Origin of the sequence: Pseudomonas sp. W22_MBD1_FP4 (assembly GCF_052113765.1) — a bacterium.
In the GTDB taxonomy this organism is placed as follows: domain Bacteria; phylum Pseudomonadota; class Gammaproteobacteria; order Pseudomonadales; family Pseudomonadaceae; genus Aquipseudomonas; species Aquipseudomonas sivasensis.
The window spans coordinates 25672-49870 of the sequence record NZ_JBGQOI010000010.1 but is presented as its reverse complement, the minus strand read 5'-3'; the positions used below and the strand labels follow the sequence as shown (position 1 = coordinate 49870).

At 61.8% G+C, this 24199-nt stretch carries 21 protein-coding genes; 7 read left to right on the top strand and 14 right to left on the bottom strand.

All coding sequences use genetic code 11. From position 1 onward, the window contains the following. Nucleotides 1-33: 33 nt before the first annotated feature. Complete coding sequence (locus tag ACEN2T_RS14645) at nt 34-2469, top strand: TonB-dependent siderophore receptor (protein WP_442116905.1); 2436 nt, start codon at nt 34-36, stop codon at nt 2467-2469. A gap of 233 nt (nt 2470-2702) precedes the next feature. Beyond that, nucleotides 2703-3335: a glutathione transferase gene (gene yfcF, locus ACEN2T_RS14640; RefSeq protein ID WP_442116904.1), complete on the top strand. Its 633-nt coding sequence runs from the start codon at nt 2703-2705 to the stop codon at nt 3333-3335. Here yfcF and ACEN2T_RS14635 read toward each other — a convergent pair. Beyond that, nucleotides 3310-3582 carry a hypothetical protein gene (locus ACEN2T_RS14635; protein WP_179178824.1) on the bottom strand — a complete coding sequence of 91 codons (273 nt, stop codon included), beginning with the start codon at nt 3580-3582 and terminating at the stop codon, nt 3310-3312. The two genes, yfcF and ACEN2T_RS14635, sit on opposite strands and share 26 nt — an antisense overlap. 130 nt (nt 3583-3712) lie before the next feature. Between ACEN2T_RS14635 and ACEN2T_RS14630 the strand changes: the two genes are divergently transcribed. After that, nucleotides 3713-4357 carry a hypothetical protein gene (locus ACEN2T_RS14630; protein WP_032889485.1) on the top strand — a complete coding sequence of 215 codons (645 nt, stop codon included), beginning with the start codon at nt 3713-3715 and terminating at the stop codon, nt 4355-4357. Between the two features lie 34 nt (nt 4358-4391). After that, on the top strand, nt 4392-4724 hold the full coding sequence (locus ACEN2T_RS14625; protein ID WP_095185009.1) for a hypothetical protein: 333 nt from the start codon (nt 4392-4394) through the stop codon (nt 4722-4724). 99 nt (nt 4725-4823) lie between these two features. On the opposite strand, the gene ACEN2T_RS14620 is transcribed toward ACEN2T_RS14625, so the two are convergent. Both ACEN2T_RS14620 and ACEN2T_RS14615 read right to left on the bottom strand, forming a co-directional pair. Next, a complete protein-coding gene (locus tag ACEN2T_RS14620) occupies nt 4824-5570 on the bottom strand; it encodes a creatininase family protein (RefSeq protein ID WP_099602230.1) in 747 nt (248 codons plus the stop codon). A 30-nt stretch (nt 5571-5600) separates the two neighbouring features. Beyond that, complete coding sequence (locus tag ACEN2T_RS14615; protein WP_442116903.1) at nt 5601-6311, bottom strand: murein L,D-transpeptidase catalytic domain family protein; 711 nt, start codon at nt 6309-6311, stop codon at nt 5601-5603. A 40-nt stretch (nt 6312-6351) separates the two neighbouring features. Between ACEN2T_RS14615 and ACEN2T_RS14610 the strand changes: the two genes are divergently transcribed. After that, nucleotides 6352-7953 (top strand): L,D-transpeptidase family protein, encoded by a 1602-nt coding sequence (locus ACEN2T_RS14610; RefSeq protein ID WP_099602232.1) that lies wholly within the window; start codon nt 6352-6354, stop codon nt 7951-7953. 7 nt (nt 7954-7960) lie between these two features. Here the strand turns inward: ACEN2T_RS14610 and ACEN2T_RS14605 are convergent, their stop codons facing one another. The 6 genes from ACEN2T_RS14605 to ACEN2T_RS14580 form a co-directional block, all read right to left on the bottom strand. Beyond that, the gene (locus ACEN2T_RS14605; RefSeq protein ID WP_442116902.1) at nt 7961-9697 is read right to left on the bottom strand and encodes an ABC transporter ATP-binding protein/permease; all 1737 of its coding nucleotides are present in this window, start codon (nt 9695-9697) and stop codon (nt 7961-7963) included. Then, a complete protein-coding gene (locus ACEN2T_RS14600) occupies nt 9694-12450 on the bottom strand; it encodes an insulinase family protein (protein WP_442116901.1) in 2757 nt (918 codons plus the stop codon). Before ACEN2T_RS14600 ends, ACEN2T_RS14605 begins: the two co-directional genes overlap by 4 nt. Nucleotides 12451-12479: 29 nt before the next feature. Continuing rightward, complete coding sequence (locus ACEN2T_RS14595; protein ID WP_099602235.1) at nt 12480-15299, bottom strand: TonB-dependent receptor; 2820 nt, start codon at nt 15297-15299, stop codon at nt 12480-12482. Between the two features lie 139 nt (nt 15300-15438). Further along, nucleotides 15439-16398: a FecR family protein gene (locus ACEN2T_RS14590; protein ID WP_442116900.1), complete on the bottom strand. Its 960-nt coding sequence runs from the start codon at nt 16396-16398 to the stop codon at nt 15439-15441. Between the two features lie 109 nt (nt 16399-16507). Further along, nucleotides 16508-17011, bottom strand: a complete 504-nt coding sequence (locus tag ACEN2T_RS14585) for a sigma-70 family RNA polymerase sigma factor (protein WP_032889474.1) — start codon at nt 17009-17011, stop codon at nt 16508-16510. Nucleotides 17012-17132: 121 nt separating this feature from the next. After that, nucleotides 17133-17624: an AAA family ATPase gene (locus tag ACEN2T_RS14580; protein ID WP_442116899.1), complete on the bottom strand. Its 492-nt coding sequence runs from the start codon at nt 17622-17624 to the stop codon at nt 17133-17135. A gap of 79 nt (nt 17625-17703) precedes the next feature. Here ACEN2T_RS14580 and dapF point away from each other — a divergent pair, with 79 nt between their 5' ends. Then, on the top strand, nt 17704-18507 hold the full coding sequence (gene dapF / locus ACEN2T_RS14575) for a diaminopimelate epimerase (protein WP_032889470.1): 804 nt from the start codon (nt 17704-17706) through the stop codon (nt 18505-18507). Here the strand turns inward: dapF and ACEN2T_RS14570 are convergent. Both ACEN2T_RS14570 and ACEN2T_RS14565 read right to left on the bottom strand, forming a co-directional pair. Then, nucleotides 18495-19637, bottom strand: coding sequence for a PAS domain-containing sensor histidine kinase (locus ACEN2T_RS14570; protein WP_032889468.1), 1143 nt, complete (start codon nt 19635-19637; stop codon nt 18495-18497). The two genes, dapF and ACEN2T_RS14570, sit on opposite strands and share 13 nt — an antisense overlap. Beyond that, nucleotides 19627-20442, bottom strand: coding sequence for an alpha/beta fold hydrolase (locus ACEN2T_RS14565; RefSeq protein ID WP_099602237.1), 816 nt, complete (start codon nt 20440-20442; stop codon nt 19627-19629). Before ACEN2T_RS14565 ends, ACEN2T_RS14570 begins: the two co-directional genes overlap by 11 nt. A 128-nt stretch (nt 20443-20570) precedes the next feature. Between ACEN2T_RS14565 and ACEN2T_RS14560 the strand changes: the two genes are divergently transcribed. Next, on the top strand, nt 20571-21800 hold the full coding sequence (locus tag ACEN2T_RS14560; protein ID WP_442116898.1) for a TPM domain-containing protein: 1230 nt from the start codon (nt 20571-20573) through the stop codon (nt 21798-21800). A 20-nt stretch (nt 21801-21820) separates the two neighbouring features. Here ACEN2T_RS14560 and ACEN2T_RS14555 read toward each other — a convergent pair whose 3' ends face one another. The 3 genes from ACEN2T_RS14555 to ACEN2T_RS14545 all read right to left on the bottom strand — a co-directional run bounded on the left by ACEN2T_RS14555 (nt 21821) and on the right by ACEN2T_RS14545 (nt 24029). Then, nucleotides 21821-22246, bottom strand: a complete 426-nt coding sequence (locus ACEN2T_RS14555; protein WP_442116897.1) for a GNAT family N-acetyltransferase — start codon at nt 22244-22246, stop codon at nt 21821-21823. A 46-nt stretch (nt 22247-22292) separates the two neighbouring features. Next, nucleotides 22293-23384 carry a hypothetical protein gene (locus ACEN2T_RS14550; RefSeq protein ID WP_442116896.1) on the bottom strand — a complete coding sequence of 364 codons (1092 nt, stop codon included), beginning with the start codon at nt 23382-23384 and terminating at the stop codon, nt 22293-22295. A 144-nt stretch (nt 23385-23528) separates the two neighbouring features. Further along, nucleotides 23529-24029 carry a GNAT family N-acetyltransferase gene (locus ACEN2T_RS14545; RefSeq protein WP_442116895.1) on the bottom strand — a complete coding sequence of 167 codons (501 nt, stop codon included), beginning with the start codon at nt 24027-24029 and terminating at the stop codon, nt 23529-23531. Nucleotides 24030-24199: the final 170 nt, after the last annotated feature.

Below are 24199 nucleotides of genomic sequence, written 5' to 3'. Positions count from 1 at the left end.
CCTCAACGTTGCACCGCGCCGACAGGAATGCCCATGAACGCCAGACTGCACCTCTTTTGCCCCCGTCCCCTCAAGGCGCTGAGCCTGGCTGTTGCGCTTGCCACTCTCGCACCGCTGCACAGCGCCATGGCAGCAGAGACAGTAGCGGGCGCCGCGCGCAGCTATGCCCTCGCGCCGGGGCCCTTGGGCAATGTGTTGGCGCAGTTCGCGGCGTTATCCGGTGTGCCGCTGTCGTTTGATTCCGCGCTGCTCAATGACCAACAGAGTTCGGGCCTGCAAGGCAGCTACACTGCGCAATCGGGTTTCATGCAACTGCTCCAGGGCAGCGGCTACACCGTGCAAAGCACCGGCAGCGGCGGCTACACCGTGGTGCCCGAGGCCACTGGCGACGTGCTGCAACTGGGCGCCACCACCATCAGCGCCGAAACGAGTGGGGCAGAGGTGGACACCTATGGCGGTGGCCAGGTAGCGCGTTCGGCGCGCCTGGGGGTGTTGGGCAATCGCTCGATCAATGACGTGCCGTTCAGCGTGGTCAGCTACACCTCCAAAACCATCGCCGACCAACAGGCGCGCACCGTGGGCGACGTGTTGCTCAACGACGCGTCGGTGCGCCAGTCCTCCGGGTTCGGTAACTTCTCCCAAGTGTTTACCATCCGCGGCCTGCCACTGAACACCGATGACATTGCTTTCAACGGCCTCTATGGCGTGCTGCCCCGGCAGATCGTCACCACCGAGGCCCTGGAGCGTGTGGAGTTGTTCAAAGGCCCCAACGCCTTCGTCAACGGCGTATCGCCGGCGGGCAGCGGGATTGGCGGCAGCGTCAACCTGGTGCCCAAGCGCGCCGAAGACACCGCGACCCGCAGCATCAGCCTCGACACCACCACCGACGGCCAGGCCGGTGGGCACCTCGACCTGGGCCAGCGCTTTGGCGAAGACAACCGTTTCGGTGCGCGGGTCAACCTGGCCAAACACGGCGGTGACACGGCCATCGAGGATGAATTCAAAAGCTCACAACTGATCGCCATCGCCCTGGATTACCGTGGCGAGCGCCTGCGCATGTCCACCGATTTCGGCTACCAGAAAGAGCGCATCAACAGCGGCCGCTCGGTGGTCTACCCCACAGGTACCCAAGTGCCGAAGGCGCCATCGGCGAAGCATAACTACGCCCAGGATTGGAGCTGGTCGGAGTTGGAAGACACCTACGGCATGTTCAATGCCGAGTACGACCTCAATGACAACTGGACGGCGTACGTGGGCGGCGGCGCCAAGCACACGCGGGAGAATGGTCAGTATTCGTCGTTGTATGTGGGCAACAACGGTGCCGGGCAAGTGGGCTTTTTGTATTCGCCCCATGATGAGGACAACAAGAGTGCCATGGCCGGTTTGAACGGGCACTTCAGCACTGGGCCGGTGACCCATCAGATGAACGTCGGTTTGTCGGGAGTCTGGGGCGAACAGCGTTCGGCGTTTGAAGCGATCCTGCGGGGCAATCGCAAGCCCGGCGATCTGTACAACCCGACCCAGATAGCGCGCCCGACCGTCACCTATTTCGGCAGCGATGTGCACGACCCACGCATCGTTGGCAAAAACCGCATCAAGAGTGCTGCGGTGTCCGACACCTTGGGCTTTATCGACGATCGCGTATTGCTGACGTTGGGCGTGCGCCGCCAGACCATCGAAGTGGACGCCTGGAACACCACCACCGGCGTGCGCAGTGCCAACTATGCCGAGTCGATCACCACGCCGGTTTATGGCCTGGTGGTCAAGCCTTGGGAGCATGTGGCGTTCTACGCCAACCGAATCGAAGGCTTGGCCCAAGGTCCGACGGCGCCGCTGACCAACGTGACCAACCCCGGCGAAGTCTTTGCGCCCAACCGCAGCAAACAGACCGAAGCCGGGGTCAAGTTCGATTGGGACAGCTATGGCGCTACCCTCGGCGTCTACCGCATCGAACAGCCGAACAGTGCGACCAACACCAACGCCAATGGCACCAATACCTTCAGCGTCGACGGTCAGCAGATCAACAAAGGTGTGGAGCTCAACGTCTTCGGCGAACCCCTCGACGGCCTGCGCGTGCTGGCCGGTGCAACCTGGATGAACACCGAGTTGAAGAACACCGCCAACGGCCTCACCGACGGCAACCGCGCCGCCGGTGTGCCGCGTTTTCAGTTCAACGTGGGCGCCGACTGGGACATTCCGGGCATCCAGGGCGCTGCGGTTAACGCACGGCTGCTGCGCACCGGCGGCGAGTACGTCAACGCTGACAACACACTCAGCATTCCGGCCTGGACCCGTGTTGACCTCGGTGCGCGTTATGGCTTCAAGGCCGACGACAAGTTCATCACCTTGCGCGCCAACGTCGAGAATGTCGCGAACAAGGCGTACTGGGCGTCGGCGTCGACCGCCAATAACTACCTGACCCAGGGCGAGCCACGCACGGTGAAGCTATCGGCAACGGTGGACTTCTAAAGGGTAAACACGGTCCACTGTCGAACGTGTTTGGGTGGGCGCCAGACGCCTGACGCCCACCCAAAACCGATCTATAAAGGACGTGTAGGCACCCAACGGCAGCCCTACACGGGCGAGGTCGATATTCAGGCGTTTTAAGCAGTATTCCCGCCAGGAATGCCCCCATAAAAACCCTGCATTGTCTTTATACGCGCACATCTCGTAGCGTGACGGCTCATTCAAGGAGATTGCCCATGAGCCAGAGCCCGTTGCGCCTTTACGTTGATTCGCTGTTCACCAGCCCCTACGCGATGTCGGTGTTCGTCACCCTGTGGGAAAAGGGCCTGACCTTCGAACTGGTTACCTTGGACCTGGATGCCGCGCAAAACCAGACCGCCGATTTCGCCCGGCTGTCTGTGACCCAACGGGTGCCAACCCTGGTGGAAGGTGACTTTGCGTTGTCGGAATCTTCGGCGATCACCGAGTATCTGGAAGAGGCCTACCCTGGGACAGCGGTGTACCCCGCCGATCCAAAGCAGCGGGCGAGGGCGCGGCAGGTACAGGCGTGGTTGCGCAGTGATTTGCTGCCAATTCGTCAGGAGCGTTCCACGCTGGTGGTGTTCTACGGCCAGCAGATGCCGCCGTTGTCACCCGTGGCCGAAGCGGCCGCCAAGCGGTTGATCACTGGGGCGCAGGCGTTGTTGGCGGGTAACCCGACGAACCTGTTCGGTGAGTGGTCGATTGCTGATGTGGATCTGGCGATCATGCTCAACCGCCTGATCCTCAACGGCGACCGCGTACCGGCTGAGTTGGTGGCGTATGCCCAGCGTCAGTGGCAGCGGCCGTCGGTGCAGGAATGGGTCAATCAGCAACGTCCTGCGCTGTAGCGTTTGCGGTGATGTGTTCCACACGCCGATCCAGGTCTTCCCAATCGGCCATGCCCAGCACCCGCGTGGTGTTCAAGCCGCGCAGGTAACCGCGCAGTTGTTGGGCGCTGGCACAGACTTGGTCGGTGTCGGCGTTGATGTCCTGCAGCACGGTTTCATAGTCGACCAGGTAATCGGCGACCCGCTCGCGAAATTCCGGCAAGACGGCTTCACGGATGCGGTCGAAGGTTTTCTGGTGGGGCTTCATGGCGGCTCCTTATCGGTTTTATCGCAACACTATCGCTTCAGATAATAGTCACCATCACGCAACGCAAGTTCTGTTTTCGCACGGAAAGCGCAAAATCCCTTCATCGAGACGCTGTTCAAGGAAATGCGCGATGAGGACGATTATTCAGCTTGGTCTAATGATTCTGATGCTGGGTACGGTGGCAGTGAGCAACGCGGCCATCGCTGGCGAACTGCGTACAGGCCATTTGCTACCCATCGCCGGTAGCGTAAACTCCCTGCAGCACACGCAGTCAGTAGGTGTGTTGTTGAGCGACAATACTCGCGACAACCTCAGCTATCTGGAACGCTACCACGATATGGCCTTGAATGGCGCCAAGGATGCCCTCGACGGGCGTATCCGCCAGGCGTTCGTCAACAGCTCCGACCCGGAGTTGGCCATTGATTGGTTGATGAGTTCGCTGCAGGGCGCCTTTTTGTCGGTGACCGTCTACGACAACCTGGATGCCTTGGTGCAGGCTCATCCCGATGTAGTGGTGATGCTCGATACCCATAATCAACTGCTCACCCAGCGTAACGATCAGGTCGAGGCGCGCTTTATTGCGCGGTTCTATGACGCCGACCTGCAATACATCGCCAAGGCCGAAGGCTCGGTGCACAAACAGGTGCCGTCGGTGTGGGTCCGTGACAAGGACGCGCCGGAAATTGCCGCGCAGATCGAGCAGCAGCGGGATGTGCAGTTGGATGCTTTGAAGCAGTTTGATGCGTCGCTCAAGGCGCTGGTACGTGCCGGTTGATATGAACGTTTATATTCAATATCAGGATTTTTTCATGCGCTCTTTTTTTGTACCGGCTACGGCTCTGTTGATGGCCGGCTGTGTCTCTGCCCCAAACACTCCAACCTTGACCCTGCAAACCAGCAAAGGCCCTGACGCCTATTTCCAATGCGTCTTGCCCAAGCTGGAAAAACACGGGATTACGTCGACCGTGACCCAGAACTCGCGCCACGCCCGCGCGGTGTTGACCAGCAAGATTGCGGCCGACGATGTGCTGGAAGCCTACAAGGCTGGAGAGGGCGCCAAGGTGTTCCTGTATGAGCGCAAGCCGCTGGCGTCGGCGTTAACGCCGTCGCGACTGGAGTTGGCGGCGCAGGAATGTAAGTAGCACACACATCCAATTTGGAGGAGGCTTGCTGTGGTGAGCAGGCTTGCCCTGCGCTGGTCTGCGAAGCAGCCCCTCCCCACAGGTTGATGTGTACTCGACCTAGGCTTTGGCTTCGTTGCTGAAACTGTTGACGGTCTTGACCAGCCCTTGAGCCGCCAACGCCACCAATTCACCGCCTTTCTCCACCGTCGCCAGCGCCGGGTCCGAGCCCATGCGTCCATCGGGGAAGCGTGCACGGAAGTCCAGGGCTTCGCGGATCGGACCGGTGTTGGCGATCTGCGGCGAATAGTCGGCCGACTTGATCGAGTCCGGATACGCCCACTGCGTCACCGCGATCTCTGACGGCGTGGCATGACTGCCGTGGCCTACCGGGAATTGGCGGTGGGCCAGGTCACTGACGCCTTCCAGGTCCCACCAGTTCACCAGCTTCAGGGCGAAGCCGGCGGGTCGACGGGCAAAACTGGCTTCGGCGTACAGCTCGGAAAACGCCGCCTCGATGGTTGCGATATTCCCGCCATGGCCGTTGAGGAACAGGATCTTGTCGAAACCATGCCCGGCCAGCGAACGCACCCAATCGCCAATCGCGGCGATAAAGGTGGAAGGGCGCAAGGAAATGGTGCCGGGGAAACCCAGGTGATGCTGGGCCATACCGATATTGAAGGTCGGCCCGATCAGGATGTCGGCGTTTTTTTGCGCCTCAACGGCGATGATTTCCGGACACATCCAGTCGGTGCCCAGCAGACCGGTCGGGCCGTGCTGCTCGTTGGAGCCGATGGGGATCACCACCGTGCGACTGCGCTCCAGAAACTGCCCGATCTCGATCCAGGTCGATTGGTGTAGAAGCATTGAACGCTCTCTTTTATCTGTGGGGACAGGCTAACCGCCACGGATTGTACGACTACTTGCCACCTGTTGGGGTTTGCAATTGAGGTACGTCGAGGACTTCAACCAGCGCTGGTCGGGGTACCACGAAAACATAAACTGCCCGTCCTTGAGTTTATCCACCACCTGGCGCGCCACCTGCGGGCGCACCGCCGGGCAACCCTGGCTGCGGCCGATACGGCCTTCGCGCTTGCTCCACAGCGGGCTTACGTAGTCGGCGGCGTGAATCACGATGGCGCGATCACGGGCCTGGTCATTGAACCCCGGCTCCAAGCCATCCATGCGCAGCGAGTAACCGTGGGTGCCCAGGTAACTTTCCTGGGTGCGGAACAGGCCCAGGCTGGATTGATGGCTACCTTCGGCGTTGGAGAACTGGGTGGCGAAGTTCTCCCCGGACTTGGCGCCGTGGGCCACCAGGTCGCGCAGCACCAGGGTTTTCTTGCGCAGGTCGAAGATCCACAGCCGACGGGCGGTCGACGGCTGAGAATAGTCAATCACGGCCAGGCGCTCGGAGCGTTCCTCGCCATTGCTGACTGCGCACTGCATCGCGCTCAGGGCACTTTTCAGCACAGTGGGATTGAGTTCTGGAGCCGAGCGCGCCAGGCTGCTATACAAGGAAGGAGGGTTGCCATTGGCGGCGAGCGCAGAATTGCTCAATACAGCCAAACTCAAGGCGATCCCCAGGCGATACATAAAAGTCAGCATCTACAGTACATCTCCCCCACTGTGGATTGGAGCCAAGCCATTGTTCAAAAAACACGCATGTTACTTGAGCATTTGCCTGCTCGTTGCACCATTGGTCGCCACAGCGGATGCGCTGCCGGTGGAACCGCTGCCGGTCACGACCCCCGCGCCGGTGGACCTGGCCCCGTTGCAACAAGCCCTGGCGCAGTTGCCCAGTGTTTGCCCAGGCCTGGCGCCGCAGATCGACGCGCCAGCCCTTGCGCGCCTGCAAGCGTTCTATCAGCAGCAAGGCGATGCACCGTTATGGTCGGACGAGACGCGCCGCCAAGCACTCCAAACGCAATTGCTGATGCTCGCCGACGATGGCCTGGATCCCACCCACTATAGTCTGCCCGCGCCGCACGCCACGCAAAACGTACTGTGCAGCGATATCGACAGCAGCCAACACTACCTGCAAGCCCTCCAGGACTTGCACTTCGGCCGGCTGCAGCAATCGCGCTTCGAACCGCTGTGGCATTCCCAGCCTCCCACCCGCGATCCCAACACCGACGTGCTGGCCTTTGCCGCCATCGGCTTGAATGACATGGCGCAAGCGTTCGACCAGGCCCGCCCCAGCGCAGATTTGTACCGCAGCCTGCGCAATGCCTATTCCACGGTGCGCCAGCAGCCATTGCCCCATTGGGAGGCGGTTGGCAGCGGCCCGTTGTTGCGTCCCGGCATGGAAGACCCACGCGTTCCGGAACTGGCGCGCCGGCTCTACAGCGGTGGGTATCTGCCCAGCGAACCGAAGGGCGTCGGCAAGCAATACCGTCCTGAGTTAGTCACGGCGGTGAAGGCTTTTCAGGTCAGCCACTCCTTGCAATCGGACGGTGTGATCGGCGCCGGCACCGTGGCCGAACTCAACATCAGCCCGGCCATGCGCCGCGAGCAACTGCGCATCAACCTTGAACGCTTCCGCTGGCTGGCCCAGGACCTGGAGCCCGAAGGCGTGCTGGTTAACGTCGCCGCTGCGCAATTGAGCGTGTACCAGAGCGGCATCCCGGTGTGGCAAACCCGCCTGCAAGTGGGCCGCGCCGAACGCCAGACGCCGCTGCTCAAATCCCGCATTACCCGGCTGACGCTCAACCCCACCTGGACGATCCCGCCGACCATCATGCGCGAGGATAAACTCCCGGCCATCCGCCTGAACCCTGAATACCTGCGCCAGCAAAACCTGCAAGTGCTCGACGCCGAAGGCCACCCGCTGGCGCCCGAGCAGATCGACTGGGCGCGCCCCGGCAATATCCTGCTGCGCCAGGAAGCCGGGCCGCGCAACCCGTTGGGCAAGATCGTGATGCGCTTTCCCAACCCGTACTCGGTGTACCTGCACGACACCCCGAGCCAGCCGCTGTTCACCAAAGGCCCTCGCGCATTCAGCTCCGGTTGCGTGCGGGTGGAACAACCGTTGTTGCTGCGCGATCTGCTGGTCAGCCCTGCCGAACGGGCGCGCACCGATGAACTGCTGGCCACTGGCGTGACCCATGAATTCAGGCTGTCCACACCGGTGCCGGTGTTGCTCGGTTACTGGACGGTCGAAGTCGACCGCCAGGGTGGGTTGGTCTACGCGCCGGATATTTACGCGCGGGACCTGGTGTTGATGAAGGCGATGGGCAGCGTGCTCTAGTCCCCGGTCAGTGCTCTTGCTGTGGTGAGCGGGCTTGTCCCGCGCTGGGCTGCGCAGCAGCCCCAAAACCTGCCACAACCCCAGCGTTTTTTGCCGTTTCAGGGGACCAGGTGCGATCAAACAGTGGCGCCAGCGCCACCTGATGACTGATGCCAATCACTGTGCATTCAGGCAATTGCTCACGCACCAGCACCAATAGGGCATGCGCACTGGCCTCGTCGAGCTGATTGGTCGCTTCATCCAGGTACAACGTATCCGGCGCATACAGCAGCGCGCGCGCCAGACCGATGCGCTGTTGTTCACCGCCCGACAGTTCCCGCGCCCATTCACGTTGTTCGTCCAGGCGCTTTACCAACCCCGGCAACCCCACCTGTAGCAGCACGGCAACCAAGCGCACGCCACTCGGCACTTCAACCGCAGGGTAAGCCAGCAACTGACGCAGCGGCATGCTCGGCAGATAAGGCTTCTGCGGCAGCAAAAGGCTGCGCCCTGGCGGCAATTGCCAGCCGCCCCGGCAATACGGCCAGATGCCCTGCAAGGTGCGCAGCAACGTGGATTTGCCGATACCGCTGCGGCCGGCAATCAACAGCCACTCCCCCTGAGCCACTTGTACTGACACATCGCCCAGCAGCAGGCCCGCGTCAGGGCGCAGTACATCCAGGCCGCTGACGCACAGGCAGTCGCCAATCACCGGTGCCTGGGCCTGGCAGCGGCTGGCGGCGATGGCGTGTTCAAACTGCCCCAGCCGTTCCACCGCCGAACTCCAGCGCATCAACTTCGGGTACAGCTTGATAAACCAACTGAGGGAGCCTTGCACCGCGCCAAACGCGCTGCGGATCTGCATCAACCCGCCTAACGTGATGGTCTCGGCCAGAAACGCGGGCAGGGCGGCAAACACCGGAATGATCAGGCTGACCCGTTCATAGCTGACGGTAAACAGGCTGAGGTTACGCTCGCGGCCCATCAGTTGCCGCCAGTTGTGCGCAATCGCCTGGAAACGCTCAGCCAGGTGCGCGCGCTCCACCGCCTCGCCCCGGTACAGGGCGATCTGTTCGGCGTGTTCACGCTTGCGCAGCAGGCTGGCACGAAAGTCAGCTTCATAGTGCTGGCGGTCCACGTTCAGGCGGTGCAGCGGACGGCCGACCCAGTGGGTGATCAAGCTGCCGGCCAGGGTGTAGAGCACCACAATCCACACCAGGTAGCCCGACAGTGTGATGCTGTATTCGCCGACGCTGAACGTCTGCACCCCCGACAGTTGCCAGAGAATGCTCATGAAAGCGCCGACCTGGGCCATGTTGATGATGAACGAAGCCACCAACTCCACACTCAGGTCGGCAACGATATCCACGTCCTCGCTGATGCGCTGGTCGGGGTTGTCCGGCTCGCCGTTCAGGCCCAGGCGGTAGAAGGCCTGGTCAGCGAGCCAGGCATGGGTGAACTGCTCGGTCATGGCTTGGCGCCAACGCAGCACCAAGGCTTTGCGCACCCAGTCCAGGGCGACGACGATCAGCACATAGGCGCCGAGGTAAATCACGTAGCGGCCCATCAGCGCGTACAGCGCAGGCGTGTCGAATGCGCCGAGGGTGTCGTAGAAGCTTTTGCTCCAGGCGTTGATCAAGACATTGATCTGTACGATCAACAGGCCCATGCCGATGATGCTGACCAGCATCAGCCAGCCCAGCCACTGCGAGCCCTGGCGCCAGAACGGCGCGGCCAGGCGGTAGAACGTACGCAGGCTCTTCAAGGGGCATCCACCTTTGGCAGGACGCGCAGCAGCACTTGGTTATTCGCCGGGAACAACTGGCTGGCCAAGGGTTTGAGCAATTCCAGGCGCAGGCCGTCCGGCAAACGGGTCTGGCGGCTCAGGTAGCGCGGGTCTTGCCATTGGCGTTCGCTGAGCAACAGGCGGCGCCATTGGGTGGTGGGATCGAGCAAGCGCTTTCGCTCCTGACGGCGCAGTTCCATGCGTTCGTCAGCGACCCATTTCGCATCCACCGAACGGCCTAACTGCGCCAGAGTCTGCTGGGCCAGCGCCCACAGTTCGTCGGCGCGTTGGGGGTCGCAGGTGAAGCTCAACTGGCTTTCGATGCGCTGGGTGTCGGGGTTCAGTTCGCTGTCGAAGCGCAGGCGGTAGACGCCGGACGCCTCGCCACGCAGGCGTTGCTTGAGCTGCTGGTTGGCCAGTTCACGCAGGGCTGCGACACGGGCCGCCGCTTCGGGCGTCCATGGCTGTTCGCTGAAGCTGTTGGCTTCGAGTACCACGCGTGGTTCCAGGGCTACGGCGATGTCGGCGCGGCGTTGACCGGGTTTTTGCAGGGCAGGGCGGCCGGGTTGGGCAACGCCGCGCGGGATATTGGCCAGTTGCTCACCCACGGCTTTTGCCAGGTGCGCCGGATCCATGTCCGCCATCAGGTAGTAGGTGACCGGGGCCTGCGTGAGCTGCTGCCAGTCCTCGTTCAGGGTGCTTGATTGCAATGCCTCCAAGGCGTGTTGATCCGGGGCTTGCCAGGTGTCGACGCCGTAGCGCAGTTCACGTCGGGCGGCGGCGATGGCGTCGGGTCGGGTGCTCACGCGGGTCAGCAGGTCATCGCGGGCAGCGCTGAACAGTTCGTCATCGATCGGCGCGCCCACCTGGCTCTGGCGATAGCTTTGCAGCAGTGTGGTCAGGGCGACAATCGAGGCGTTTGAGCGGGCGCTTAATTGCAGGCGCGTAGCACTTTGTTCAAGGCTCAAGGTTGCCTTGTGCTGTTTACGCCACGCCTCCAATCCTGGCGCGCCACTCTGGTTGCCCAGTTGCGCCGCCATTTGCAGGCGCCAGGCGGGTACGTCGCGGCGCTCGTAACCGGCGGACGATTCGGCTTGCAGTCGCCATTGGCCGTCTTCGGCATTGCGGCGCAGCCAGACCAGGCGATCACCGTTGCTCAGTTGCCAGTGCTCGACCTGTTCAGCGGTAAAGCTGCGTTTGCCCAGCACCGAACCGGGGGCACCAGCCGATGGCAGTGTGAAGGTGGCGGCAGGCGGTGCCACCGGCGGGGCCGACTGCGGCGCTGCCAGTGATGAGTGGGCAATGGACGCGCGCAACTGTTGCACATCGTCCACCGTCGGCAGGCGCACCACACGGTTGCCCGGCGCTGTGAATTGCAGCACTTGGTCGGTGCTGTTCAGCCAACGGTTCAGGCGGGCATTGAGGGCTGCGAGGTCGATGGTGTCCAGCGCGTTAAGCGTGCGCTGGGCGATCTGATGCGGCGCGACGACGGGGCGGTTCTGCACGGCGGCATCGTTGAGCGAGGTCACCCATTGCTCGAAGGTGCGCGACTCATCCTTGGCCAGCATGGCGTCTGCCAATAAGCGGATTTTGCTCCGTTCCCGGTCCAGATCCTGCGCAGTCAACCCGTGTTGGCGCACACGCTCCAACTCGGTCAGCAGCTGCTTCAGGGCATCGTCATGATGAGCACCGTCAACACCGGCCGCGACACCCAGTACGCTGGAATACTCGCCGATCAAGGTCTTCTGTGCGGTAAGGCTGCGCACGCCGGTTGGCAGGGGTTGGCGGCGTAACTGGGCCAACAGCGCCGACAGGGCCATGCGGTCGACCAAACGCTCGCGGCTGGCCTCGGCCGTGATGCCACGGCTGTCCGGTTCGTGCAGGCGAAACAGCAGGGACACTTGGTTGCTGCCGGTTTGCGGGTCTTGCAGGCGGAAGATTTTGAGCTGGTTATCGAGAGGCAGTTCGCGGTGTTCACGTTCCGGTAGTGCCTTGGCGGCCGGGGCGCCGAAGGCCTGCTGGATCTGCTGCGTCAACTGCTGTGGCTCGAAGTCGCCGACCACCGACAACACCATGTTATTGGGTACGTACCAACGCTGTTGAAAGCGCTGCAAGGCACCGAGCGACGCTTCGCGGATCGCCGTTTCATTGCCGATGGTGCGGTGTTGTGGGTAACGCGAACCCACCCGTTGAGTGGCCGCGCGTTGGTCATTCATGCGTTGGGCCACGCCAAGGCCGCCGCGCCATTCTTCGATGACGATGGGGCGTTCGCGCTCAAGGTCTGCGGCGTTGTAATCACCCGCGAACACCAGTTGCGCAAGCTTTTCCAAGGCTATCGGTGTTTGCGTGGTACCGGCCATGGGGCTGAGCAGGTACTGGGTGCGGTCATAGCTGGTCATGGCGTTGTAGTTGCGGCCCTGCACCCAACCCAACGCGGTCATCTGCGCACGCAGGTCGCTGGCTTGGCCCGCACGGCTGCGGAAGGTCAGGTGTTCGAGCATATGGGCCACGCCCACCTGGTCGTCGTCTTCATCCACCGAGCCGGCGCGCACGGTCAGGCGCAGGTCCAGGCGACCGGTTTGGGTGCTGTCCTGCACCAAGCGGTATTCCAAGCCATTGGCCAGTTGGCCGCGCACCACCTGGGGCGCCCACGGCAGCGGTTCTTGGGTGACGGGCGATGCGCAGGCGCACAGCAGCAGTGGGCCGAGCAGGCCTGCAAGTAACTTATTCATCAAGGGTTCCAGGCTAATCAGGTGGCTGGTTAGAAGCGGTAGCCGACTTCGAGCCAATATTGGCGGCCGACTTCATAGGTGACGGTCGAGCTGCCACTGCCGACGATCTCGTTGACGTGGTCGGTGACGTTGGTGATGTCCACCGCGGCGAACAGCGCCTGCTCCTTGCCCGTGGGGATTTCCCAACTGATGCGCATGTCCCACGTGGGGGCGGCCTTGACAGTCGCGGCGTCGTACACCGCCAGGTCATCGCCGTCGACGGTCACGGTTTTGCTGGTGCTGACGATCTGTTCGTAGGGGCCGCGATAGCGCAGGAAGTTACTGACGGTGAGGTTCCACTGCGGGATCTCGGTGATGGTGGTCAGGCGGGCTGTCCAGGGGCGATTGAAGTCGCTGGCAGGCAGGTCGCTATAGGCCATGCGCTTGCCGTCGTAGATCACGTCAGCATCGGCGAATTCATCGGCGTCGATACCTGACTCGTAAGTGCCGTAGGCGTCTTTGGTGCGTGACCAGTCAAAGGCTGCTTGCACGCTGGTGCGGGTGCCTTGCCAATTGAATTCCCCTTTGGGGGTGATGGTCAGGCTGATGTTATCGCTCTCGCTGGAAGCTTGGTTGGTGTAGGTGTAGTAGATGCTGTCATAGCCGGCTTGTGCTCCCAGGCCCAGCACGCGAGAGGAGGCCTTGACGATTTTGTCCTTGCCTTCGCGGTGCACGTACTTGAGGCGAAAGTCGGTGTCGAGCCAAACCTGATCAAGCCCCAGGGTCCATTCGTCATCGTAGGGCACCTTGAGGTCGGTCAGCTTGTTCAGGTTTTCCACTTGAGTGGAACGCCACGCGCCGTCTTGGGTGGTGCGGGTGTAGAGCGTGTTAAAACCCTGGCGACCGTCGGCCAGGCGGTATTTGAACAGGTTACGGCCGTAGTAGCGGTTGACGCCGAATACCAGCACGGTACTGCGGTCACCGAAGAAGTCGTAGTCACCGGCAAAACGTGGGGCCAGGTTCTGTTGTTGCATGTAGTCGTCGCCTTCCAGGCGTAACCCCGGACGCAGGCCGAGCTTGCCGATCTGCATCGCGTCTTCGACGAACACTGCGTATTTGTTTTCCGTCAGGTCGATCTTGCCGGCGCCGTACTCCAGGCGCGTACCGGCCCACTGGCGGGTGGACCCGTTGAGCAGCGTACCGATGGAACACAGGTTGTCGTTGTTGGCGCAGGTGGCAATGCTGTCGCGCTTGTTGATGGTGGCGGAGGTGGCCATTTTTTCCCGCTCCCAGGTCGCTTGGGTGCGGGTCAGTTGCAGGCCGGTGACCACTTTGTGTTCGGTGCCCGCCCAGTTGAAGGCCTGCCAGTCAGCCTTGAGTTTGTAGTCGATGCTGCTCTGGGTCTGGTCCAGGTTGCCATAGGCACCCTCGCCACTACGGGAGTTGGTAGTTTCCGGGCGACCCCAGTCTTTGGTCGTGGAGTAGAACCAGGCGATCGCGTCATTGGATTCGGAGCGGCGCGAGCTGTTGAGGTCGCTGACCGCCAGCGTGTGCGACCAGCGCGCCGTGTCGCCTTCCCATACGGCTTTGACCGAGCCCTGCCAGCCGCCGTTGATGTTGGTGAAATCAGCGTTGCGGTAGTTTTCGCGGAAATAGGTGTTTTCCTGGGGCGCCTGGATAAATGAACCGTCGAGGCTGAGCCTGTCGTTGACGTTCCAGTAGGACTTGACCATGTAGTTGTCGAGTTGACGCGTCTGGTCCCGAGTGTTCTCGCCGGTGGGGCTGTTGTAGCCCCCGGTGTAGGTGTTCAACGGAATGACCGAGCGCTTTTGCGAGAAGCTCAGGATGCCGCCGAAGTCTTCGGTCAGGTGGCCTTCGAGTCTGCCGCGCAGCGTCGTCTTCTCGAACTCGGGCTGGTATTGCTCGTTGGATGCGTTGTCGAAGTTAGCTTGGTCTTTTTCGGTGATGTGGTAACTCGTCCACGCCGACCGGCTCATGGAATAGGAGAATTTACCGTGCAGCGCCTGCGTGGGCCGACGGGTGATAGCGTCGACTACACCACCGTTGAATCCCCCATATTCGGCGGGCACGTTGCTGTCGTAGACCGTCACTTCCTGCAGCAGGTCGGCGTCCAGGGCGATGCCGTGGGAGCGACTCGGTGCTGCATCGAACTGACGGGTTTCGCCGTAGCCGTGGGCGCCGGGGTCGAGGTCGTTGTTGATCGAGATACCGTCGATCATGAAGTTGTTCTGGTAGAACTTGGCACCGTTGATGCTGATGTCCGCCGGGTCGATTTCTCCGGGGGTCTTGGAACTCTGCTGCGCACCGCTGAACTGCACGCTGGGGTGCATTTGCAGCAGCGTGGTGATGTCACCATTGGCGCCGGGGAAGGCCTGGATCGCCTTTTGATCAATAACGGTGGCGCCCTGGAACGAGTTTTCCTGGGTGAAACCCAGCACCACCGTGCTGTCCAGCATTAAGGGTTCACCGGCAGCGGCATTGGGCAGGCGATGGAATACTAGTGCGCCATCCTGATAGCCCCAGCCGATGCCGGTCCCTTGCAACAGGTAAGCGAGGGCAGCGTCGTTGCTCATGTCGCCATTCACACCGGGGGAACTCACGCCCTTGAGCAGTTGCGGGTCAACGCTCACTTGCTTGCCGCTCTGTAGGCCGAAGGCGATCAAGGCGCCGGCCAGCGGCTGCGGCGGGATGTTGAACACGTGGCCCGAGGCGGGCGCATCGGGTTGCGCCAGGGCCAGCGGCAGCGGGCCAAACGCGCAGCAAAGCCCGAGCACGCTGGCGGCAGCACCTTTTTTCAGGCGCAGCGGCCACGTGCCCGGCGTACCGAACGGGTGAAGGGTGTGTGTCATGCAAAGATCCCCGCGCCGGCACAAAAAACCGGCCAGTCAATGAATACGAATAAATCTCAATTGCTGCGCGCGGGACAGAAGACGGGACAGCGCGGGGGATTTTCAGAAAAAAGCTGAATTATTTTTAAATGCCGGGAAATTACTTGCTCAACACCAGCAGCCACGGGCTGTAGGCGCTGACTTTTGCGCCGTAGGGTTGCAGCACGGCCTGCAACGCCGCCTTGGGTTTGCGCAGGTCGTAAACCCCCGTGACCCGCTGCGCACCCAGTTGCTTATCGCGCAGCACAATGATGGCGGGTGTATAGCGGCGCAGTTGTTCCAGTACCTCGTTGATCGGCAGGTCATCGGCAATCAACTGGCCCTGACGCCAGGAAGCAGCCTGGCTGGGGGAAAAACTGCCGAGCTCGGCGCGCCCGGCGCGCAAGGTGAGGCGTTGCCCCGGCACGAGGCTGGCGAGGGGGCGGCGGGCTTGCGCATCGGTGACATTGACCGAGCCTTGTTGCACGGCGACGCTCGGATCATCCGGCGTAGCATTGACGTTGAACGCGGTGCCGGTCACGGTCACGCGCAATGTCGTGGTCAATACATGAAAGGGTTTGCTCTTGTCCGGCGTCACCTTGAAAAACGCCTGGCCGGTCAGCAATCGCACATCGCGGTGATTGTCGGCGATGTCGACGGCAATCGCCGAATGGCTGTCGAGTTGCACCACGCTGCCGTCACTGAGGGTGATGTCGCGGGTTTCCCCAGCGCCGGTGCGGTAATCGGCTTGCCAGCGCAGCAGCAGGCTCGGCGCCAACGCCACCACCAGACACGCCGCGATGGCAGCGGCGACCCAGCGTCGAACCCGGCGCGGGCGGGCGGTGTAACGCTGCAGTGGCGCTGCGGGCTGTGGCCAATGTTCTGCGCTGACCGGCGCTACATGCCCAGTCAACTGCCATACGCGTTCAGCCTTGCGATAGGCCTTGGCATTGGCCTCGCTGGCTGCGCACCAATCGGCCACTTGCCCACGCAGGTCCGCATCCAGCGGGGCCTGTTGCACGCGCATCAGCCAGTCCAGGGCCTGGTCGCGGCGGGCGTTGGCGCTATCCTCGGTGGGCATGAATGGCGTATCTCCGCAGGCAAAAAACGGCGGGCAGGATCCCATGGATTCGCCCTTCACCGCAAAAGACGCATCAGCAGAGTTTTTTTTCAGAAAAGTGTCGGTGCGCTCAGTCATCGTCCACCTCCAGGCAGTCCATGCAGTGGCGCAGCGCGTCGTGAACCAGTTGATGCACCAATGCAGTCGACACCCCCAAAGCGGCGGCTACCTGTTGCAACGTGAATCCGCCCAGCCGATGCATTTCAAAAGCGCGGCGGGTGCGCTCGGGCAATTGGGCCAAGGCGCGGGAGATGGCTTCCAATTCATTCTGGCTGCTCACTTCACGCTCAGGGGAGGCGCTGCTGGAGGGCAAGTCGTTGAGCAATTCGTCGCCACCGGGCTGCACCCGCTCGGTGGCGGTGCGGCGCGTCAGGTCCAGGGCAAGGTTGCGTACGATGCGGTACAGATAGCTGGCCGGGTGGCGGATATCGGCCTGCTCATCCTGGCCGCTGAAACGCAACCAGGCTTCCTGCACCACGTCCTCGGCGCGCGCGCGGCAGCCCACGATGGGCGTGGCATAGTCCAGCAGCGCGGCCCGGTGGGTCAGGTAAAGCTGGAGTTTTTCATCCGCCAAGAGAGTCAGCTGCCTGCGCGCGACTGTGCCGCGTGGCACAGACTGGGAAGTGAGAGGGCGCGGAGTTTAGCGGTGGTTGATAATGGTTATCAACAACTTGATCGCTTTTGTTGCGCGGCAATCAACCGCGCAAGTGCTTGAGGAGCTTTTCAACAGCCTGCGCCGCATCGATCTGGGCGGTGTCGACCGTCAATGGCGCGTCATCCCAAGGTTCGTATTCATGAACCAATACCGACTGCCAGCTCGGCGCAATTAGCCCTGGAATATCGCTCTCACGGCTTTCGACGCGGCGTTGGTGCTCGCGCGTATCAGAGCAAACGATTTGGATATCGACCAACGCCACCCCCGCCGTTGCGGCAGTTGCTCGCCACGCCGCGCGGCTTTCCTGCACCGGGTTCACGCAGTCGGCGACCACCGTATGCCCCAACTGCAAGTTGCTCAAGCCCAGAGCGTTCGCCACGCCATAGCCGCTGGCGCCCGGCACCACAGCTGCATCGCGAAGCGCTTGCTCGATGACATCGATGCGCAGGTAAACCGCATTGAACCGGCGTGCCAGTTCGCGGGCAATCGTGGTCTTGCCGGTGCCGGGCAAGCCGCTGAAGACGATAAGCATGGTTCGGTCCTTCGATAGGTCACAGGGGCGCGTTCAGGGTATCCTCCACTTCCTCCACAGGTCGACCCCAGGACACTCCATGCCCTTGCAGTTCGTAAAAATGCACGCCCATGGCGATGACTTCATCATCGTCGACCGCCGTGGCCTGGACGACCCGATCACCCCACAGATCGCCCGCCGCCTGGGCAATCGCCACACTGGCATCGGCTTCAATCAACTGGCCGTGGTGCTTGATTGCGAAGATGCCGTCGCACGTATCAAGTTCTGGAACCCCAACGGCACAGCGCTGCAAACCTGCGGGAGCGCCACCCGAGGCGTGGCCGACCGTTTGATGCATGAAATCGGCGGCGATTCGGTTGTGCTGCGCACTGACCGTGGCCTGCTGACCTGCGTGCGCGAGTCGGGGCGGCGGGTGTCGGTGAACATGGGCGAGCCGTCGTTGGACTGGGCATCAGTGCCGCTGGCCGAGGCCATGGACACGGGCACATTGCCGATCGACGGCAGCCCGGCGGCGTGCAGTATGGGCAATCCCCATTGCACGTTTTTTGTCGACGACATCAACGCCATCGATGTGGCCGCAGTAGGCCCGGCGCTGGAACTTCATCCGTTGTTCCCGGCCAGGACCAATGTGCATTTTGTGCAGGTGCTGGACCGTGGGCATATCCGCCTGCGCATCTGGGAGCGTGGCGGTGGCGTGCCGTTGGGTTCCGGTTCGTGCTGTTGCGGGGCGGTGGTCAATGGCATCCGGCGCGGCTTGCTGGATGCCACGGTGCAGGTGCAGTGCGATGGCGGCACGGTCACCGTGCACTGGGCGGGCGAGGGCGGCGTGGTGTTGACCGGCAGTGTCGAGCCGATCATGCAGGGCAGTGTCTATCTGTCCTGAAACTTCACCGTAAACGTGGTGCCGGCGTTGGCGCAGGAACTCACCGCCACATCGCCGCCATGCACTTTGGCCAGCTCGCGCACGATATACAGCCCCAGGCCCACACTGCGTACGTCACTGCCCTGGTCGGTGCCGCGGGTCATGGGCTCGAACAGCCCGGTCAGCAAGGCTTCGGGAATTGCCGGGCCGTGGTTGTGCACGGCGACTTCACACGCGCCATCACCCAGGTTCGAGGTGATGGTGATGGGTTGCAGCGGGTCGCCATAAGCCACGCTGTTGGCCACCAGGTTACCGATGATCTGCTGCACGCGGTCTGCGTCCAGACACGCGCCGCCACTGCCTTTGGCCTGATGCTCCAACGTCGCTTTGGGGAATGCCACACGCAGCTCATCCACCGTGCGATGAATCACGTCATGCAGGTCCAGCGGCGCCGCCTTGATGCTGATGCCCTGGCCGACCCGGGCCTGGGTGAAGTCCAACAGGTCGGCAATCATGCGTTGGGCGCGTTCGGATGATTGGCTGATATGCCCAAGTAGCTGGCGTTCTTTGGCGGTGCGCTCGCCACGGTTGAGAAAGTCCGACGCCATGCGGATCGCCGTAAGGGGGTTTTTCAGGTCATGGCTGACAATCGCAACCATCTGCTCGGCAAACAGTGCGCGGCGCTGGGCAATGGCGTAGGCCTCGCTCAGTTCGGCCTGTGCCTGGTGCAGCGCCAGTTCGGTAGCGGTCTTTTCCTGCAGCAGCGCTTCGGCCAGGTTGCGTGCGTTGAGCAACTCGCGCTCGTACTTGTCCCGGTCGGTGGTGCCGAACAACGCCAGGTCGTGCACTACAGCGCCGGCCTGTTCGCGTTTGTTGCCGTTGAGCAGCACGGTCACCTTGTGCCCGTCGTGGTGCAGCATGTCCAACTTCACTTCGGTGACGCTGCCGTGCATGCGCAGCATCGGCGCCAGGTGGGTCTGGTGGAAGATCCGCCCGCCTATGGTCAGCAGGTCCTGGAAGCGATGGCCGCACAACTCGGCATTGCTGAACCCCAACCAATCACTGAAGCGCGCGTTGGCTTGCAGGATCGTGCCGTCTTCCGAGGTGACGGCCAAGGCGCAGGCGGCGCTGTCGAACAGCTCAGTGGGCACGGGAAACCGCCCAAGGCGCGAGGAATGTGTCCATGGCCGCCGCGCAGGCTTGCGGCGCGCTCATGTGGGGGCAGTGGCCGACGTTAGCCACCAGGCAATAGGTGCTGTTGGGCAACACGCGGTGCAGGTATTCGCCCACGGCCACGGGGGCAATCAGGTCGTCGCTCGATTGCAGGATCAACACCGGGGTGGTCAGGCCGATCACGTCCTGGCGGTTGTCGGACATGAAGGTGACGCGAGCGAATTGCTTGGCGATGTCCGGTTCGGTGCGGCAGAAACTGTCGGTCAGTTCGTCACTCAGCGCTGGTTGCCCAGGCGCGCCCATGATCACCGGGGCCATGGCGCTGGACCAACCGAGGTAGTTGCTGTCGAGGGTGTCGAGCAGGTCGTCGATATCGCTGCGCTTGAAGCCGCCTACGTAGTCATCGATATCGATATAGCGCGGTGAGGGACCGATCATCACATGGGCAGCGACACGGCCGGGGCTCAGGCGATCGGCGAGGGTGCCGATCATCGCGCTGACCGAGTGCCCCACCAGAATCACCGGGCCTTCGGCATAGGCGTCGATGATCTCGTTGAGGTCGCGGGCGTAGCCTTCCAGCACGTTGTATTTGGTCTTGTCGAAGGCGCTCAGGTCAGACAGACCGGCGCCCACCAAGTCATACATCACCACGCGAAAGCGGTCTTCAAACTGCGGTGCCAAGTATTTCCACATGGCCTGGTTGCAGCCGAATCCATGGGAAAACACCAGGGTCGAAGCCCCACGGCCCATCACAGTAACGTTGTTGCGGTGGCGTAGGTCCATGTGGGTCCCGAAATTATGGCGTATTGCTATATACGCGGCAGTTTAGATAGTCATCGGCGTGGGGTCACGCGTTATAGCGCTGATAAGGTAAAGTCGGCGCCTTCAGGAAGAAACTTCAGGTAACAAACATGATGCGGTGGTTACGGCAATCTCTCTCGATTCTGCTGGTAGTGGTGTTCACCAGCCCGTTAATCAGCGCCCAGGCTGACACCTCGCCGATTGGCATCGCCCTTGACCAGCGGGTGATCGACCTCACCAACACCCTCGACACCAGCACCACCACTCGTCTGAAAGAGCAGCTCGCCGCCCTCGAACAACGCAAAGGCGCCCAGGTGGCCGTGTTGCTGGTGCCCTCCACTGGCGAGGCGAGCATCGAGGATTACGCCAACCAACTGTTCCGCGCCTGGAAACTGGGGCGCAAGGACGTCAACGACGGCATCCTGCTGCTGGTGGCCAAGGCTGATCGCAAGGTGCGTATCGAAGTGGGCTACGGCCTGGAAGGCACCGTCACCGACCTGTTGGCCCACCGCATCATTGAGGAGCACATCACGCCGGCGTTTCGTCGGGGCGACTACGTGGGCGGCATCAGCCAAGGCGTGGATGATCTGGTCGTGCTGGTGGACGGCGGAGAGTTGCCTCAGGTGACAGGCCCCGGCGTTGCGCCCGAGGCCATCGCGGTGTTGCTCGCGTTTATCGTTGGTGCGATTGGCGGCGTGCTGATGGCCGCGCGAAAGCTGGGTTGGCGCGGGGCGTTAATCGCCACGGCCGCCGTCACTGTGTTGCTGGTGGTGTTCGCCGGTGGCCGGGAATGGCCGGTGTATCTGCTGGTATTGCCGCTGAGCATCCTGATTGGCGGCGCCACCTTCGGCGCATTGTGGCTGGCGCGCACGGCGTTCTACTGCGTGATGGGGGGGCTGGCCTATGTCGTCGGTGTGGTGATAGCCAACCGGTTTGTAGAAGTCAGTTATGTCCATTGGCTGGTGTGGCCGTTTGGCGGGGCGTTAGTGCTGGGCTTATACCTTGGGTTGTACTTCGTCATCAAAGCATCCTGGAAAAAGAGCCCGCGCTTTTTCCTCCTGCGTGCGTTGGCGGTCACGGCTGTCTACGTTGCCGCAGGGATGCTGCTGGGGCACGGTTACCAGGGCTGGATCGTGGCGATCCCCGTGGCCTCCTTCGTGGCGTTTATTGTGTTTGTGCAGAGCATTGCCAGTTCCGGGTCGGGTTCGAGTCGGAGTTCCGGTTCAAGCTCCAGCTCTAGTGGCTCCAGCTCTAGCTCCAGCTCCAGTGGCTCCAGCTCCAGCAATTCCTCGGGGGGCGGCGGTTCCAGTGGCGGCGGCGGGGCTTCGGGGAGTTGGTAAGCCTGACGAGGCCTTGACCTTTACAGCTGTTTAGAGAGAAAAACGCGGCTGCTGCCTTGGGGCGCGCAGGGTATTTCCCCAAACCGCACCCATCCATTTTTCTCGTAAAACCCCGGCGCCTGAAAGCTAATGGTGTACAGCACCGCATTCAGGCAGCCCCGACGCCGAGCTTCGTCTTCAAAAGCTTGCAGCAACTGGCTGCCGAGGCCCGTGCCACGCAGGGAGTCGGGCAGGTGAAACAGGTCAAGGAAGGCCATGCCGAACGCTGTTCTACCCGTAATGCCTCCCAAGACTTCCTGGGTGTGCGGGTTTCTGATCAACACCGTCAAAGGGCGCCGGTCATGGTAACCGGCGGCCTGTTCGTTGAAGGCGGCCAGGCCGCTACTCAGGATACGCTCTGCGTCGGGGTTGGGTTGGTCGCTGATTTCAATCTGAGCATGCTGCATCGCGATGGCGTCCGTGTTGTGCCTAACCTTGGCGCTGGCCCGTGGTTCAGTGGGGCGAGGCGTCTGATGAGTGTTCGGGTGATGCTTGTCCTGTTTTGTTTCCAGAGGGCGTTGCAGCGTCTGTTGCCGGCGCCGACTTCCTGGGTGTGCGAATCGCGTTGCTGCTTTGAGTGAGCACACAGTAGTCGGAATGTTCCGGCCACTCCTTGAGCGTTTTGTTGATCAGGCGGGTTGGGCACAAAAGCAGCACATCGCCGAAGGAAAACAGTGGGAATGCCGATACCACCGGTTGTCCACGCAAGGTCTCGACATTGCCCCACACTGCGCTGTCGAAGTCTTCCTTGGCGTAGGTTTTCGTCAGCAGGAACCTGGCCTCGACCACGGTGTGCGCGTCCATGACACGTGCTGCCGCGTAAACGATTGTCGCAGGGCTCCCCGGCGAAATACCAATCACCATGCTCCCGGTAATGAGCACTGCCAGCAGGCACAGGCCCAGGCGCTTGAACAGGTCAGCCTTGCTGACATAGAACACCACCACGGGCGCTAGCGTGACGCTGGCGGCGAACATCGAGATGAACATCAACTGCCTGACGGCTTCAGGCGTGTCCTCGCCCGTATAGGCTTTCAGTACAAGGCTGGCAGGAAACACCGCGGAAATCACTGTACTGACCAGCAACAATGCCACCATCAACATGAACCAGCAGCGTAGGGACCAGCTATTGGCATTGCTGGGGCTCGCCATGGTTGCGCATGTGTCGACCGCGACCCTGAAGGTCTTGGTTGCCAGCAGGGTGCCTAGTGACACAACGAGCCAGAGCAGTGTCCAGCCGAGTTTTTCCCCGTCACTCAATGCAGGCCCTTCAAAGATCTGCCACAGCAATAGCAGGATGCCTGTCAGCACAGGCAGCAGAAGCAGACCCACCAACCGGTTCTGCAGAGAGGTGATGTCATTGAACAAGGACACCGTGAGCCCGAACAGTACTGTGGTTGAGAGCAGAATCAGCAGATATACCCCAAGCATGCCGATCACTGTTGCCAACCAGGGGATCAGCGCGGACTTTGCCTCAATCGCGGCAGCCATCACATCCGGCCGGCCAATCGCAGTGGCATAGGTCGACAGCGTATAAAACCCCAGCAAGGTGCCCAGCCCGGCGAAAATAACGCTGAGGGGCGCCCAGTAGGTCAGGACCCGTTTGAGGTTTTTTTTCAGGGCTTGTTGAAAGGTCAGCGGTCTTGCGTGAATCACGTCGTGGTTCCTTCACGGGTGGTCGATGGGCAGGGTTCAAGGATGGCTGAGGCGCATCACCATCTCATGCCACGCCATCCCGCCGTGATCCGAAGGCGAAGGCCGAACATAGGTGTAACCCAGCCGCGCATACAACGGCACATGCCGCTCCTTGCACATCAGGTGAATGGTCCGTTTGCCTAGCGTTTTCATGCGTTGCACAAACTCGCTCATCAACACCGTGGAATAGCCGTTGCCCTGATGCGCGGGTTCGACCACCACCGACATGATCACCACATTCGGCGCCTCGGGTGCATGCCCCACCAACTCCTTGAATGCTTCGTCCGACATCACCACTTCATGGGCGCAGCCACTGTTGATAAATCCCACCACCTCGCCATCGGCTTCAAGAATCAGGAAGCCTTGCGGGTACAACGCAATGCGCGTGGCGATCTTCTCCAGGGTCGCGGCTTCGTCGCCTTCGTAGGCAGTGATTTCTATCTCAAAGCAACGGGCAGCGTCGGCGGGGAGGGCGTTGCGCAGGGTGAGGGCGGGCATGCAGGTTCCTGGGGCATTGATTGAAAGGGCACATGATAGATACAAACCCGCCACGTGGCACAGTCTACGGTGTATGTCGCGACATCCTGACTGTTGCACTGCCCCCAGCATCGCGCCACTCGATCGCGCTAATATAAAAAACCACGTCTGGCTCCAAGGTATCGATCAAG